16 protein-coding genes are annotated in these 13913 nt (G+C 65.9%); 7 read left to right on the top strand and 9 right to left on the bottom strand.

Annotation, left to right across the window (positions count from 1 at the left end; genetic code table 11):
* Nucleotides 1-100 precede the first annotated feature (100 nt).
* From DYS74_RS07360 to DYS74_RS07350, 3 genes are read left to right on the top strand one after another with little or no spacing between them, the layout of a single operon-like run.
* Entirely contained in the window at nt 101-982 is an 882-nt protein-coding gene (locus tag DYS74_RS07360) for an ABC transporter permease (protein WP_121532386.1), read from the top strand.
* Entirely contained in the window at nt 979-1785 is an 807-nt protein-coding gene (locus tag DYS74_RS07355; protein ID WP_121532384.1) for an ABC transporter permease, read from the top strand. Before DYS74_RS07360 ends, DYS74_RS07355 begins: the two co-directional genes overlap by 4 nt.
* A 44-nt stretch (nt 1786-1829) precedes the next feature.
* Nucleotides 1830-2906, top strand: a complete 1077-nt coding sequence (locus DYS74_RS07350) for an ABC transporter ATP-binding protein (protein WP_121532537.1) — start codon at nt 1830-1832, stop codon at nt 2904-2906.
* Between the two features lie 86 nt (nt 2907-2992).
* On the opposite strand, the gene typA is transcribed toward DYS74_RS07350, so the two are convergent.
* From typA to DYS74_RS07330, 4 genes are all read right to left on the bottom strand, one after another.
* A complete protein-coding gene (typA, locus tag DYS74_RS07345; protein WP_121532382.1) occupies nt 2993-4813 on the bottom strand; it encodes a translational GTPase TypA in 1821 nt (606 codons plus the stop codon).
* A 61-nt stretch (nt 4814-4874) separates the two neighbouring features.
* Complete coding sequence (locus tag DYS74_RS07340; protein ID WP_121532380.1) at nt 4875-5207, bottom strand: DMT family transporter; 333 nt, start codon at nt 5205-5207, stop codon at nt 4875-4877.
* A 19-nt stretch (nt 5208-5226) separates the two neighbouring features.
* Nucleotides 5227-5841, bottom strand: coding sequence for a YitT family protein (locus tag DYS74_RS07335; RefSeq protein ID WP_121532378.1), 615 nt, complete (start codon nt 5839-5841; stop codon nt 5227-5229).
* A 74-nt stretch (nt 5842-5915) separates the two neighbouring features.
* On the bottom strand, nt 5916-6533 hold the full coding sequence (locus tag DYS74_RS07330) for a YitT family protein (protein WP_121532376.1): 618 nt from the start codon (nt 6531-6533) through the stop codon (nt 5916-5918).
* A gap of 417 nt (nt 6534-6950) precedes the next feature.
* On the opposite strand from DYS74_RS07330, the gene DYS74_RS07325 reads away from it, so the two are divergent.
* A complete protein-coding gene (locus tag DYS74_RS07325; RefSeq protein WP_121532374.1) occupies nt 6951-7187 on the top strand; it encodes a hypothetical protein in 237 nt (78 codons plus the stop codon).
* Nucleotides 7188-7242: 55 nt separating this feature from the next.
* On the opposite strand, the gene DYS74_RS07320 is transcribed toward DYS74_RS07325, so the two are convergent.
* The 5 genes from DYS74_RS07320 to DYS74_RS07300 are packed head-to-tail and all read right to left on the bottom strand — an operon-like array spanning nt 7243 to nt 10464.
* A complete protein-coding gene (locus DYS74_RS07320) occupies nt 7243-8457 on the bottom strand; it encodes an NADP-dependent isocitrate dehydrogenase (protein ID WP_121532372.1) in 1215 nt (404 codons plus the stop codon).
* A 60-nt stretch (nt 8458-8517) separates the two neighbouring features.
* Nucleotides 8518-8949, bottom strand: a complete 432-nt coding sequence (locus tag DYS74_RS07315) for a hypothetical protein (protein WP_121532370.1) — start codon at nt 8947-8949, stop codon at nt 8518-8520.
* Nucleotides 8946-9545: an HD domain-containing protein gene (locus DYS74_RS07310; protein ID WP_121532368.1), complete on the bottom strand. Its 600-nt coding sequence runs from the start codon at nt 9543-9545 to the stop codon at nt 8946-8948. The genes DYS74_RS07315 and DYS74_RS07310 overlap by 4 nt, the downstream gene beginning before the upstream one ends.
* Nucleotides 9542-9805, bottom strand: a complete 264-nt coding sequence (locus DYS74_RS07305) for a hypothetical protein (RefSeq protein WP_121532366.1) — start codon at nt 9803-9805, stop codon at nt 9542-9544. Before DYS74_RS07305 ends, DYS74_RS07310 begins: the two co-directional genes overlap by 4 nt.
* Nucleotides 9805-10464 carry an alpha/beta hydrolase gene (locus DYS74_RS07300; RefSeq protein ID WP_121532364.1) on the bottom strand — a complete coding sequence of 220 codons (660 nt, stop codon included), beginning with the start codon at nt 10462-10464 and terminating at the stop codon, nt 9805-9807. The genes DYS74_RS07305 and DYS74_RS07300 overlap by 1 nt, the downstream gene beginning before the upstream one ends.
* A gap of 191 nt (nt 10465-10655) precedes the next feature.
* On the opposite strand from DYS74_RS07300, the gene DYS74_RS07295 reads away from it, so the two are divergent.
* The 3 genes from DYS74_RS07295 to sufB all read left to right on the top strand — a co-directional run bounded on the left by DYS74_RS07295 (nt 10656) and on the right by sufB (nt 13899).
* Nucleotides 10656-11114 carry a Fe-S cluster assembly transcriptional regulator IscR gene (locus tag DYS74_RS07295; protein WP_121532362.1) on the top strand — a complete coding sequence of 153 codons (459 nt, stop codon included), beginning with the start codon at nt 10656-10658 and terminating at the stop codon, nt 11112-11114.
* 157 nt (nt 11115-11271) lie between these two features.
* Nucleotides 11272-12348, top strand: coding sequence for a cysteine desulfurase family protein (locus DYS74_RS07290; RefSeq protein WP_121532360.1), 1077 nt, complete (start codon nt 11272-11274; stop codon nt 12346-12348).
* A 36-nt stretch (nt 12349-12384) separates the two neighbouring features.
* Nucleotides 12385-13899 carry a Fe-S cluster assembly protein SufB gene (gene sufB / locus DYS74_RS07285; protein ID WP_245965222.1) on the top strand — a complete coding sequence of 505 codons (1515 nt, stop codon included), beginning with the start codon at nt 12385-12387 and terminating at the stop codon, nt 13897-13899.
* The last annotated feature ends 14 nt before the right edge of the window (nt 13900-13913 follow it).

The following is a 13913-nucleotide window of genomic DNA, read 5'->3' as shown; positions in this document are numbered from 1 at the left end:
GCGGAAAACCCGGAAAGCTCCCCCTTTCCTCCGCCGGAACCTTGTGCTTTCGTGAGCCCGACGGCGCCGCTCGGACGGCGTCCCTGGGAGACGGTGGAAAATGGCGGCATCCCCCCTGAAGCGATGGGCCCGGTCCGAGGCCGTGAATGGCTATCTGATGATCAGCCCGACGCTGATCTATGCAATCCTGCTGCTGGCGGCGCCGCTCGTCACGCTCGTCGCCTATTCCTTCTTCACCGACGGCTATCTGGTGGTGATCCCGGAATTCACCACGGCGAACTATTCCCAGGCCTGGAGCGACCCGATCTTCCGCGCGATCCTGACGCGTTCGGTGATCGTCTCGGCGCTGGTGACGCTGGTCACCGTGGTGCTCGCCTTCCCGATCGCCTATTTCATCTCGTTCCACGTGCCGGCCACGAAGAAGTCGCGCTGGCTGTTCCTGATCACCATCCCGTTCTGGACCTCGTATCTGATCCGGGTGTTCCAGTGGAAGGTGATCCTGAACTACAACGGCGTCATCAACTCGATCCTGACCGGGCTCGGCATCACCGATCATCCGTTGCAGATGCTGAACTCGATCGGCGCGATCTCGATCACGCTCGCCCATGCCTATGCGCCCTTCGCGATCCTGCCGATCTTCGTCAGCCTCGAGAAGATCGACCGCTCGCTGCTCGAGGCGGGGCTCGATCTGGGCGAGAACCGGCTGATGACCTTCTGGCGCGTCACGCTGCCGCTCGCCATGCCGGGCGTGATCGGCGCGGTGATGATCGTCTTCATCCCGACCATCGGCGACTACGTCACGCCCGAACTCATCGGCGGCGGGAAACTCCCGATGGTGGCGAACGTGATCTATCAGCAGCTCCTGAAGATCGACAACAAGCCGCTCGGCTCGGCGATGGCGATCTCGGCGATGCTGGTGGTGGCGGCGGTGGCACTGCTGTTCCTGTTCCTCAACCGGCGCTTCCTGCGGGGGTCGAAATGAAGTTCTCCTCGCTCAAGGGCTATGCCTTCCTCTACCTCGTTTTCCTCTACGCGCCGATCGTGCTCTTGCCGGTCTTCGCCTTCAACTCGGGGACGATCATCGCCTTCCCGCTGAAGGGCTTCACGCTGGACTGGTTCCGCGACCTCTTCGCCAACCAGACGCTGGGCCTCGCGCTGAAGAACTCGCTCATCATCGCGGTCTCGACCTCGATCCTGTCGACGACGCTCGGTGTCTTTGCCGCCCGCGCCGGCACCCGCTTCAAGTTCCCGGGCAAACCGGGGGTGATGGGGCTGATCATGCTGCCCCTCGTGCTGCCCGAGATCATCATCGCCTCCTCGCTTCTGGTCGTGCTGCTGGCCGTCGGCATGCCGCTGTCGCTCTTCACCGTCATCCTCGGCCACACGCTGATGGCGACGCCCTATGCGATCGCGGTGCTGAACGCGGCCTTCTCCTCGCTCGACCGCTCGCTCGAGGAAGCGGCCTATGATCTCGGCGAGACGAAATGGTCGACCTTCCGGCTGATCATCCTGCCGCTTGTCACGCCCGGCATCATCTCCTCGGCACTGATGTCGTTCACCATCTCGCTCGACGAATTCATCGTGGCCTTCTCGCTGGCCGGCAAGGAAACCACGCTGCCGATCTACATCTTCTCGCAGCTGCGCTTCCCGAAGCAGATCCCGATGATCATGGCGCTCGGCACCTGCCTTGTCGTCGCCTCGATCGTGCTTCTTGCCACTGCCGAATATTTCCGCCGCCGCGGCCTCGCGAAGACCGGCGCCAAAGATACCGGAGGTTTCCTGTGACCCAGCTCAACGCCGCCCGCGCGCCGCTCGACAGCCGCGCGAAGATGATCGAGTTCCACGAGGTCCACAAATACTACGGCGATTACCACGCGTTGCGCGGGATCTCGGCGACGATCCGCGAGGGCGAGTTCTTCTCGCTCCTCGGCCCCTCGGGCTGCGGCAAGACCACGCTCCTGCGCACCATCGCGGGGTTCGAGGACATCTCCTCGGGCGCGGTGCTGATCGACGGCAAGGACATGTCCGATGTCGCGCCGAACAAGCGCCCGACCAACATGGTGTTCCAGTCCTACGCGATCTTCCCGCATCTGACGGTGGGCGAGAACGTCGGCTTCGGCCTGCGCCGCGATCCGCGCTCGAAGGCCGAGAAGGCGAAGGCGGTGGAAGAGGCGCTCGAGATGGTGGGCCTCAAGGGCTATGGCGCGCGCGCCGCGCATGCGCTCTCGGGCGGCCAGCGGCAGCGCGTGGCGCTTGCCCGCGCGCTGATCCTGAAGCCCAAGGTGCTGCTCCTCGACGAGCCGCTCTCGGCGCTCGACAAGAAGATCCGCGAGCAGATGCAGGTCGAGCTGATCAAGCTGCAGCGCGAGGTGGGCATCACCTTCGTCCTCGTCACCCATGACCAGGAAGAGGCGCTGGTGATGTCGGACCGGATCGCGGTGATGTTCGAGGGCGAGATCGCCCAGCTCGCCGACCCCGAAACCCTCTACCGCCGGCCGAACTCGCGCCGTGTCGCAGACTTCATCGGGGTGATGAACTTCCTGCCGGCGCAGATCCTCGGCGAGGCGAACGGCCACGTCCAGCTTGACGTCGGCGGGCTTGGCCGCTTCGAGGTGACCGAGGAACAGGCCTCGGCCCGTGCCTCGGGCGCCGAGCCGGTGGTGGGCTTCCGCCCCGAGACCCTGACCATCCTCTACGAGGGCCAGCAGGCGCATGACCGCGAGGCGCCGGCGACGATCGACGAGGTCGTCTATTACGGCGACATGACCTATTACGACGTCAAGCTCGACGGTGTCGCGGCGCCGGTGCGGATCTCGATGCGCAATGTCTTCGGCCGCCCGGTGCTCGATGTCGGCACCCGCACCCGCGTCGCCTGGTCGCCGGGCGCGCTCGTGCTCTTCCGCTGAGACACAGGAAAAGGGGGCGCGGCCCCCTTTTTGCGTGGCGGATGAACCGACACGAATGAAAGAGGGGGGCAGCGCCCCCCTGTTTCTTATTCTGCCATGCGGGAAGCGCGCTTGCGCTCGTTCGGGTCGAGCAGGCGCTTGCGCAGCCGCACGATCTTCGGCGTCACTTCCACCAGCTCGTCGTCATTGATGTAGGCAATCGCTTCTTCCAGCGACATCCGCACCGGCGGGGTCAGGCGCACCGCCTCGTCCGTGCCGGAAGCGCGCATGTTGGTCAGCTTCTTCGCGCGCATCGGGTTCACCTCGAGATCGTTCTCGCGCGAATGCTCGCCGATGATCATCCCGACATAGACCTGTTCCTGCGCGCCGATGAAGAGCTTGCCGCGATCCTCGAGCCCCCACAGGCCGAAGGCCACCGAGATGCCCGATTCCATCGAAATCAGCACGCCCTGGCGGCGGCCGGTGATCGGGCCCTTGTAGGGCGCCCAGCTGTGGAAGATGCGGTTCAGCACGCCGTTGCCGCGGGTGTCGGTCATGAACTCGCCCTGATAGCCGATCAGGCCACGCGAGGGCACATGGGCGACGATGCGGGTCTTGCCGTGGCCCGCGGGGCGCATCTCGACCAGGTCGCCCTTGCGGTTGCCGGTCAGCTTCTCGATCACAACGCCCGAGTATTCGTCGTCGACGTCGACGATCACTTCCTCGATCGGCTCCAGACGCTCGCCGTTCTCTTCGCGGAAGATCACGCGCGGACGCGAGATCGAGAGCTCGAAGCCCTCGCGGCGCATGTTCTCGATCAGCACGCCCATCTGGAGTTCGCCGCGGCCCGAGACCACGAAGGCCTCGCCGCCGGGGGTGTCCTCGACCTTGATCGCGACGTTGACCTCGGCTTCCTTCATCAGACGGTCACGGATGACGCGCGACTGCACCTTGGTGCCGTCCTTGCCGGCCAGCGGGCTGTCGTTGATGCCGAAGGTGACCGAGATCGTCGGCGGGTCGATCGGCTGCGAGGGCAGGGCGGTGTCGACGTCGAGCGCGCAGAGCGTGTCGGCGACGGTCGCCTTCGCCATGCCGGCGACGGTGACGATGTCACCCGCGACGGCCTCGTCGATCGGCTGCTGGCTCAGGCCGCGGAAGGCGAGGATCTTGGTGCAGCGGAACTGCTCGAGCCGGTCGCCCTCGCGCGAGAGCGCCTTGAGCGCATCGCCCACCTTGAGCTTGCCGGCCTCGACGCGGCCGGTCAGCAGGCGGCCGAGGAAGGGGTCGGCCGACAGCGTGGTGGCGAGCATCTGGAAGGCCTCGTCCTGCCGCGCGATCTGCTTCGGCGGCTCGACGTGCTTCACGATCAGGTCGAACAGCGCCGAGAGGTCCTTGCGCGGGCCGTCGAGCTCGTTGTCCGCCCAGCCACCGATGCCCGAGGCATAGACGTGGGGGAAGTCGAGCTGCTCGTCGGTGGCGCCGAGGTTGGCGAAGAGATCGAAGACCTCGTTCAGCGCACGGTCGGGCTCGGCCGCCGGCTTGTCGACCTTGTTCAGCACCACGATCGGCTTCAGGCCGAGCGCGAGCGCCTTCGAGGTCACGAATTTCGTCTGCGGCATCGGGCCTTCGGCCGCGTCGACCAGCAGGCAGACGCCGTCCACCATGCTCAGGATGCGCTCGACCTCGCCGCCGAAATCGGCGTGGCCGGGGGTGTCGACGATGTTGATGCGCGTGCCTTTCCACTCCACCGAGGTGCATTTCGCCAGGATGGTGATGCCGCGTTCGCGTTCGATGTCGTTGCTGTCCATCGCCCGTTCGGCAACCGCCTGGTTCTCGCGGAAGGCCCCGGATTGCTGCAGGAGCTTGTCGACGAGAGTCGTCTTGCCGTGGTCGACGTGTGCAATGATCGCAATGTTGCGAATGTCCATGAGTTCAGCCTTGTCAGAATTTGGCCCGGCCTTACGGCAAAAGCCGCGGCGATGCCAGCACCTAGTGCGTAGCGGCCGATGAAAACAGGTTGATGACGACGATTCCGGCGAGGATCAGCCCGATGCCGAGAATTGCGGCAAGGTCGAGCTTCTGCCCGAAGAGCAGCCAGCCCGAGCCCGCGATCAGCACCATGCCGATGCCGGACCACAGCGCATAGGTGACACCAAGCGGCAGATCGCGCAGCACCAGCGAGAAGAACCAGAAGGCGCCGGCAAAGCCCGCGATGACGCCCAGAGTCGGCCAGAGCCGGGTGAACTGGTTCGAGGCCTGAAGACAGCTCGACCCGAAGGTCTCGAAGGCGACGGCGATCAGCAGGAAGAGATAGGTTTTCAAGCGCGGGCCCCGGCAGGTGTCAGGTGACGATATACCAGTCGCGCCGATGGTTGAAGGCGATCACCACATTCAGCACCACCGCGCCCAGAAGCGACCAGGCGACCTGGTGCCAGGGCATGATGGTCAGCGCGGCGGCGAACAGGATCAGGTCATGGATGGTCTGGGTCCAGCCCGCCTTGAAGCCGAATTTGTCCTGCAAGATCACCGCGACGATCGACACCCCGCCGAGCGAGCCCGAGTGCCGGAAGAGGCCGAGCAGCCCGACCCCGGTCGAGACCCCGAAGAGCACCGCCGCCGCCGCCGGATTGATCGCCGTGATCTGCACCAGCGGCTTCAGCGCCTCGGCCATCAGCGACACGAAGGTGACGGTCATCAGGCTCTTGATGCAGAACACCATGCCGCGCGCGTAATAGGCGAAGCCGTAGAACGGGATGTTGATGACGAAGAAGATCGCGCCAAAGCTCCAGTGCGTGACATAGCTCAGGATCAGCGCAAGCCCCGCGGTGCCCCCCGTCACCAGCCCCGCCGCGCGCAGCAGGTGCAGCCCGAGCGCGGCCTGCGCCGAGGCGATCACGAGGCCCTGCAGGTCCTCGAAGAGGGTGTAGTGTTTCTCGGGGCGAAGGTCAGCATCCATGACCTAATCATCGCGCCGCACGGAAGCGCCGTCCATTCATCCTTGCGCATGGCTGCCATGCGCTGGACGCATTGTTAGTGTGCGATGTAGCGGTCGCGGCGGTGGTTGATCAGGATGATGATGTTCAGCACCATCGCGCCAAGCAGCGACCACAGCACCTTGTCGAAGGGCAGAACGAAGGCCGCGAAGAGGAACACGCCGCAATCGAAGATCACCTGCGTCTTGCCCGCCTTGAAGCCGGTCTTGTCCTGCAGGTAGAGCGCCACGATGCCGACGCCGCCAAGGCTTGCCCCGTGGCGGAACAGCATCAGAAGACCTGCGCCCGAGATCACCCCCGCCAGCACCGCCGCCGCCGCGATGTTCAGCCGGCTGAAGTCCAGAAGATGCGGCGCAAGCGTGGTGAAGCCCGACATCAGCGCGATCGCGGCAAAGGTCTTGAGCGTGAACTTCGCGCCCATGCGGCGGAAGGCGAGCCAGTAGAAGGGCAGGTTCAGGCAGAAGAACAGCGTGCCGAAGCCGATCCCGGTGACATAGCTCAGCACCAGCGACAGCCCCGCGATCTGCCCGGTGAACAGCCCCGCCGCATGCAGGAAACTGACCGACAGCGCGGTCAGCATCGTGCCGGAGACAAGTCCCTGCGCATCTTCGAGGGCGGTGTGACGGTCGGGGGCGGGCGAGGTGAGCAGCATCATGGCTGCGGTTCTCTCACGCGCGGCGCACTGCAGCAAGAGGGCGCAACTGTGGCCGATGCGCAACGCCTGTGTCCGTCAGGCCGCAACGCGGCGACTTTTGCCTTGGCGCGACTCGCGGTCGCAGGGCAGGGTGCCGCCATCCGGCAATTTCAGACGAGGAGGGCGGGTCATGACCAATTATGCATTCGCACTCCCCGCCGGTTGGCAGAACGCCACTCATGGCACCTCGGCACAGGCCTATTATTACCGACAGGCCTGACCTTCCTGCCCCGGGCGCTGCGGCGCCTTTTCTGAAACCCCCGACCGGATCCCCCTGACAGCCCGCGGCCGCGTTCGGCCCCGTCGCGTTCCGTCGTGTCCGGTCTTCCTTTCATACCCCAAGGAGGCCGGTGGCGCGTGCCGCCCCGGAACACGCAAATGACCAGGAACGATCCCGTTTCCACCCTCAGCCTGTCGCTGCTCGATGCGATCGTCGCCCGTCACGGGCTGCGGCGCGTCTTCCTTGCCCTGCTGGCCGCCGCGCTGCGCGGCGAGGGCGCACGGCGCACGAAAGCCCGGCTCGACATGCTCGACGATCACCTGCGGCGCGACGTCGGTCTGCCGCCGCGGGGGGCCTCGCCGCCGATGCCGGACTGGCAGAGACACATGTGGTGACATGAAAAGGGCCGGCGCAAGCGCCGGCCCTTCCCTCCCTGCGCGGCGGGCTTCTTCAGCCGACCAGCGCCTTGTTCAGGTATTCGTCCACCTTCTCGAGATAGCCCATGGTGGTGAGCCACTTCTGATCCGGGCCGACGAGCAGCGCGAGGTCCTTCGTCATGAAGCCGTCCTCGACGGTCTGCACGCAGACCTTCTCGAGGGTGGTGGCGAAGTTCATCAGCGCCGCGTTGTTGTCGAGCTTCGCGCGATGCTTCAGACCGCCGGTCCAGGCGAAGATCGAGGCGATCGAGTTCGTCGAGGTTTCCTTGCCGGCCTGGTGCTGGCGATAGTGACGGGTCACGGTGCCATGCGCCGCTTCCGCCTCGACCGTCTTGCCGTCGGGCGTCATCAGCACCGAGGTCATCAGACCGAGCGAGCCGAAGCCCTGCGCAACGGTGTCCGACTGCACGTCGCCGTCGTAGTTCTTGCACGCCCAGATGTAGCCACCCGACCACTTCAGCGCCGAGGCGACCATGTCGTCGATCAGGCGGTGCTCGTAATGGATGCCGGCCTTCTTGAACTCGGCCTCGAACTCTTCCTCGTAGACCTTCTGGAACAGATCCTTGAAGCGGCCGTCATAGGCCTTGAGGATGGTGTTCTTGGTCGACAGGTAGACCGGCCAGCCCTTGAGCAGGCCATAGTTCATCGACGAGCGGGCGAAGTCGATGATCGACTGGTCGAGGTTGTACATGCCCATGGCGACGCCGGCGCCGGGGGCGTCGAACACGTCATATTCCTGCACGGTGCCGTCTTCGCCCACGAATTTCATCGTGATCTTGCCCTTGCCGGGGAAGCGGAAGTCGGTGGCCTTGTACTGGTCGCCGAAGGCGTGACGGCCGACGACGATCGGCTGGGTCCAGCCGGGAACGAGACGCGGCACGTTCTTGCAGATGATCGGTTCGCGGAAGATCACGCCGCCGAGGATGTTGCGGATCGTGCCGTTCGGCGACTTCCACATCTTCTTCAGGCCGAATTCCTCGACGCGGGCCTCGTCCGGCGTGATGGTGGCGCATTTCACGCCCACGCCATACTGCTTGATCGCGTTCGCGGCGTCGATGGTGACCTGATCTTCGGTCGCGTCACGATGCTCGATACCGAGGTCGTAGTACTTCAGGTCGACGTCGAGATAGGGAAGGATCAGCTTCTTCTTGATGAAGTCCCAGATGATCCGGGTCATTTCATCGCCGTCGAGCTCGACGACGGGGTTCTCTACCTTGATCTTCGTCACAGGTGCCTCCTCGGTTGGATGACTCGTCGGCAGCGTCTTAGCCGATTTCCGGGGGCCTGACTAGTGCTGTATGCCTTGGTATACCGACTTTCGCCGCCGCATCCACAGAAGGATCGCCAGCGCGCTGCCGGGAAGCGCCGCGGCGGCGCTAAGCACCACGGCGGCCATCAGCGCCGCCTGTCCGTCCTCGCCCTCCGGCGTCGCGGCCAGCGCCCCGAGCAGGTTGACGATGAAGAGCGCGACCCAGGCGGTGGTGAGCAGATTCACGAAGCCCATGTAGGGCGCGCGATCCTCGGCGATGACACCGCACAGCGCGATCGCCACCAGCATCGGCAGGGCACGCAACACGGAGGCCGCAAGGGGAAAACTCTCGGGCGGGGTCTCGGGGGCGGGCAGGGCAAGGTGCACCGCAAGGGCACCGATCAGCCACGCCAGAACCGGCAGCGCGATCGCGGCGGCAAAACGGGCCACGATCGACGCCAGCGGGATCATCTGCCGCGGCCCTCGAACCACGGCCGGATCCTCGCCTCGACCCAGCCCCAGACCCGTGGCAACCCGCGCGCGACCTTGCCGCCGACCCGGGTCTCGAGCTGCGGCCAGGTCACGTCGTATTCCAGCCACGACCCGCCGCCGCCCAGATGATTGAGCAGCACCGGCTGCACCCGGTCGAGCGATTTCGCGAAGACCGCGGTCGGGGTCTCGTTCGCCTCGAACTCGGTCCAGATCGCGCGCAACTCGGGGCCGAGATCGGCGGGCAGCAGGCCGAACAGCCGCTCGGCGGCCGCGGCCTCGGCCGCCTGCACCGCGGGCGCGTCATGCGCGGCACCATTGCCCGAATGGATCGGCACATCGCCCACATCGATCTCGACGAGGTCATGCAGCAGAAGCATGCGGATCGCGCGGTTCACATCGACGCCCGGCGCCGCCTGATCGGCCAGCACCAGCGCGTAAAGCGCAAGCGTCCAGCTGTGCTCTGCCGAGTTCTCGCGCCGGCTGTTGTCGGCGATCGGCGTCGCGCGGGTGACGGATTTCAGCTTTTCCGCCTCGAGCAGAAAGGCGAATTGCTGCGCAAGGCGGGCCTCGGTCAATGCCCGCCCTCCGCATCGCGCGGCGCGGCGGGGGCGGTTGCGCCCTCGCGCCAGGCCTTCAGCGCGTCGTTGAGGAAGGACTCGCCGCGTTGCGCCGAGATCCGCAGCCGGCAGGAGGTCATGAAGGCCTCCTGCAGCGAGGGCGAGGAGGTGCCGATCACCTTCGCCACCTGCATGTAGAAGCGGTCGTCGTCGAGCTCCTTCATCGCCGCCATGGTCTTGGCGGCGAGGTCGTCGGCCAGCTCGTCGATCAGCGCCATCAGCGCGACCCCTCGGTCAGGCGGCGCCGGACATAGGTCTGCACATGGTCGATCATCGGCTTCATATGCGCCTCGTCGTCCTTGAAGAAGTGGTCGGCCCCCTCGATCTCCTCGTGCGAGATGGTGATTCCCTTCTGCTCGCGCAGCTTGCTGACCAGCGTGTGGGTGTCCTTCGGCGGCGCCACGCGGTCGGCGGTGCCGTTGATGATCAGACCCGAGGAGGGGCAGGGCGCAAGGAAGCTGAAATCATACATGTTCGCCGGCGGCGCGACCGAGACGAAACCGGTGATCTCGGGCCGGCGCATCAGCAGCTGCATGCCGATCCAGGCGCCGAAGCTGAAGCCCGCGACCCAGCAATGTTTCGAGTTCGGGTTCATCGCCTGCAGATAGTCGAGCGCCGAGGCCGCATCCGACAGCTCGCCGATACCCTCGTCATATTCGCCCTGCGACCGGCCGACGCCGCGGAAGTTGAACCGCAGCACGGTGAAGCCGATCTTGTGGAAGGCATAGTGCAGGTTGTAGACGACGCGATTGTTCATCGTGCCGCCGAACTTCGGATCGGGGTGCAGGATGATCGCGATCGGCGCGTCCGGGATGGGTTGCGGATGGTAGCGGCCCTCGAGGCGACCTTCGGGACCGGGAAAAATGACTTCGGGCATCGTCTCTCGCCTGCTCATTCGCGTGCGCCCCGGGGGGGTGCGGCGGTGCGCGTTCTTGACGCTTTCGCTCGGACACCCTAGGACGAACGGGCCCGGCATCATGCCGGGGTTCGGGTGCTTTCGAGTTAAGCGGCCCAGGGCCCGGCGTCAATGCTTGGGCGGGGATTTCGCTGCGGCGCGGGAGGTGGAGGATGAAGCTTTCGACGAAAGGGCGCTACGCAATGGTGGCGCTGGTCGACCTGGCGACGGTGGGCGCCGGTCAGATGACATCTCTTGCCGAGATCTCGAAACGGCAGGACATCTCGCTGCCCTATCTCGAGCAGCTCTTCGTGCGGCTGCGCCGGGCGGGGCTTGTCACCTCGGTGCGCGGCCCGGGCGGCGGCTACAAGTTGGCGAAGGAGCCCAAGGACATCCGCATCTCCGACATCTTCGAGGCGGTGGACGAGACCGTCTCGGCGCTGCATGTCGGCGCCGGCGCCTCGGGCGGGATCTCGGGCTCGCGCGCGCAGTCGCTGTCGAACCGGCTGTGGGAAAGCCTGAGCGCGCAGGTCTTCGTCTTCCTGCATCAGACTTCGCTCGAGGATGTGGTGCGCAACGGGCTCAAGCCCTGCCCGGCGGTGCCGAGCCTGTTCTCGGTGGTGGACGAATAATGCCCGAGGGCAGCACGGGCGGCACCTGCGGGACGCTCCGCGGGGAGGATTTGCGCCACGGAAAAGCCGCCGAGGCAGGTCTTGCGGCATCCTGGCTTTTCCTTGCCCCAATACGCCCGCCGGAGGCACCCTCGGCCGGGGCCGGGAGCACGGCCTGATGTCCCGCCTCTATCTCGACTGGAATGCCACGACGCCGCTGCGCCCCGAGGCGAAGGCGGCGATGGTCGCGGCGATGGAGGTGCCCGGCAACCCCTCGTCCGTGCATGGCGAGGGGCGGGCGGCGAAGGCGCTGATCGAGCGCGCGCGCGCGCAGGTCGCGGCGGCACTTGGCGCCGAGGGGCAGGACGTGATCTTCACCTCGGGCGCGACCGAGGCGGCCTCGCTGGCGCATGCCGGGCGCGAGCTTGCCTGCGCCGGCGTCGAGCATGATGCGGTTCAGGCCTGGTGCGTGCCCACGCTGGCGGTCGACGGGCTGGGGCGCGTCAGCGTGCCCGACCCCGCGCAGGCGACGCTGCAGCTCGCCAATTCCGAGACCGGGGTGATCCAGACCCTGCCCGAGGGGCTTGCGGTCAGCGACCTGACCCAGGCCTTCGGCAAGATCCCCTTCGCCTTCAACTGGCTCGGGCTGACCGCCGGGATCGTCTCGGCGCACAAGCTGGGCGGACCGAAGGGCATCGGCGCGCTCGTCGTGAAGCGCGGCACCGACATCGCGGCGCAGCTGAAGGGCGGCGGGCAGGAGATGGGCCGCCGCGCCGGCACCGAGAACCTGATCGGCATCGCCGGTTTCGGCGCCGCCGCCGAGGCCGCGGCGCGCGATCTGGCGGCCGGCGTCTGGGACGAGGTCGCCGAAGTTAGAAATATTCTAAAGAATGCTCTGGAATACCCGACGAAAGAAGTCTATTTTCCGGGCTGGGAGATCGCTGAGGGTGGATCGGGGGCGCAGGGAGAAACGCCCGCGATCCTGCCCAACACGCTTTCGGTGATAAGCCCCGGGTGGAAGGGGGAAACGCAGGTGATGCGGATGGATCTGCTGGGCTACGCGGTTTCCGCGGGCTCGGCCTGTTCCTCGGGCAAGGTCCGCGCGAGCAAGGTGCTGCGCGCCATGGGCTGGCCGGAGGAGGCCTCCGCCTCGGCACTGCGGATCTCGCTTGGCCCCGGGATCGGACGGGACGAGGTTTTGCGCTTCGCCGAGGCATTCCTCGGGGCGCTTCGCAAACACCGCGCAAGGCGCTGAGACGTGCCCGGCGCAGACGCGGAAAGGAAGACGGCGTTGGAACAGGAACTTGAGATCCGCGAAGGCGTGGACCGCGAGACCATCGAGACGGTCCAGAACATGGGCTCCTACAAATACGGCTGGGAGACCGAGATCGAGATGGACTATGCCCCGAAGGGCATTTCCGAAGACATCGTGCGGCTGATCTCGAAGAAGAACGACGAACCCGAGTGGATGCTCGAATGGCGACTGGCCGCCTATCGTCGCTGGGTGACGATGGAGGAACCGCACTGGGCGCTGCTTGATGTTCCGAAGATCGACTTCCAGGATCTCTACTACTACGCCCGGCCGAAGAGCATGGAGAAGAAGCCGAAGTCCCTCGAGGAGGTCGACCCGAAGCTGCTCGCCACCTACGAGAAGCTCGGCATCCCGCTGAAGGAACAGCTGATCCTCGCGGGGGTCGAGGGCGCCGAGGACATGCCCGAGGGCGAGCGTCAGGTCGCCGTCGATGCGGTCTTCGATTCGGTCTCGGTCGGCACCACCTTCAAGGCGAAGCTTGCCGAGGCGGGGGTGATCTTCTGCTCGATCTCCGAGGCGATCAAGGACCACCCCGAGCTGGTGAAGAAGTACCTCGGCTCGGTCGTGCCGCAGACCGACAACTTCTATGCCACGCTGAACGCCGCGGTGTTCTCGGACGGCTCCTTCGTCTACATCCCGCCGGGCACCCGCTGCCCGATGGAGCTCAGCACCTATTTCCGCATCAACGCCGAGAACACCGGGCAGTTCGAGCGCACGCTGATCATCGCCGACCGCGGCGCCTATGTCAGCTATCTCGAGGGCTGCACCGCACCGAAGCGCGACACCGCGCAGCTGCACGCGGCAGTGGTCGAGATCGTCATCCTCGAGGATGCAGAGGTCAAGTATTCGACCGTGCAGAACTGGTTCCCCGGCGACGAGAACGGCAAGGGCGGGATCTACAACTTCGTCACCAAGCGCGCCGATTGCCGCGAGGCGCGCGCCAAGGTGATGTGGACCCAGGTCGAGACCGGCTCGGCGATCACCTGGAAATACCCGTCCTGCGTGCTGCGCGGCGACGACAGCCAGGGCGAGTTCTACTCGATCGCGATCGCCAACAACTATCAGCAGGCCGACACCGGCACGAAGATGGTGCATCTGGGCAAGAATACCCGCTCGCGCATCGTCTCGAAGGGGATCTCGGCCGGGCAGGCGCAGAACACCTATCGCGGCCTCGTCTCGATGCACCCGCGCGCCACGAACTCGCGCAATTACACGCAATGCGACAGCCTGCTGATCGGCGACAAGTGCGGCGCCCACACGGTGCCCTACATCGAGGTGAAGAACAACTCGAGCCGGGTCGAGCACGAGGCCACCACCTCGAAGGTCGACGACGATCAGCTCTTCTATTGCCGCGCCCGCGGCATGGACGAGGAAGAGGCCGTGGCGCTGGTGGTGAACGGCTTCTGCCGCGAGGTGCTGCAGGCGCTGCCGATGGAATTCGCGATGGAAGCGCAAAGCCTCGTCGCGATCAGCCTCGAAGGGTCGGTCGGGTGAGACACGCCGCCGCA

It is taken from the genome of Paenirhodobacter hankyongi (genome assembly GCF_003664585.1).
GTDB classification, from domain to species: domain Bacteria; phylum Pseudomonadota; class Alphaproteobacteria; order Rhodobacterales; family Rhodobacteraceae; genus Rhodobacter; species Rhodobacter hankyongi.
The sequence above is the reverse complement of the archived record's forward strand: the minus strand, read 5'-3'. Positions and strand labels throughout refer to the sequence as shown.

Coding starts and splice junctions, on each gene's coding strand:
- DYS74_RS07360 (WP_121532386.1), top strand. CDS start 101: ATGGCGGCATCCCCCCTGAAGCGATGGGCCCGGTCCGAGGCCGTGAAT.
- DYS74_RS07355 (WP_121532384.1), top strand. CDS start 979: ATGAAGTTCTCCTCGCTCAAGGGCTATGCCTTCCTCTACCTCGTTTTC.
- DYS74_RS07350 (WP_121532537.1), top strand. CDS start 1,830: ATGATCGAGTTCCACGAGGTCCACAAATACTACGGCGATTACCACGCG.
- typA (WP_121532382.1), bottom strand. CDS start 4,813: ATGGACATTCGCAACATTGCGATCATTGCACACGTCGACCACGGCAAG.
- DYS74_RS07335 (WP_121532378.1), bottom strand. CDS start 5,841: ATGGATGCTGACCTTCGCCCCGAGAAACACTACACCCTCTTCGAGGAC.
- DYS74_RS07330 (WP_121532376.1), bottom strand. CDS start 6,533: ATGATGCTGCTCACCTCGCCCGCCCCCGACCGTCACACCGCCCTCGAA.
- DYS74_RS07325 (WP_121532374.1), top strand. CDS start 6,951: ATGACCAGGAACGATCCCGTTTCCACCCTCAGCCTGTCGCTGCTCGAT.
- DYS74_RS07315 (WP_121532370.1), bottom strand. CDS start 8,949: ATGATCCCGCTGGCGTCGATCGTGGCCCGTTTTGCCGCCGCGATCGCG.
- DYS74_RS07305 (WP_121532366.1), bottom strand. CDS start 9,805: ATGGCGCTGATCGACGAGCTGGCCGACGACCTCGCCGCCAAGACCATG.
- DYS74_RS07300 (WP_121532364.1), bottom strand. CDS start 10,464: ATGCCCGAAGTCATTTTTCCCGGTCCCGAAGGTCGCCTCGAGGGCCGC.
- DYS74_RS07295 (WP_121532362.1), top strand. CDS start 10,656: ATGAAGCTTTCGACGAAAGGGCGCTACGCAATGGTGGCGCTGGTCGAC.
- DYS74_RS07290 (WP_121532360.1), top strand. CDS start 11,272: ATGTCCCGCCTCTATCTCGACTGGAATGCCACGACGCCGCTGCGCCCC.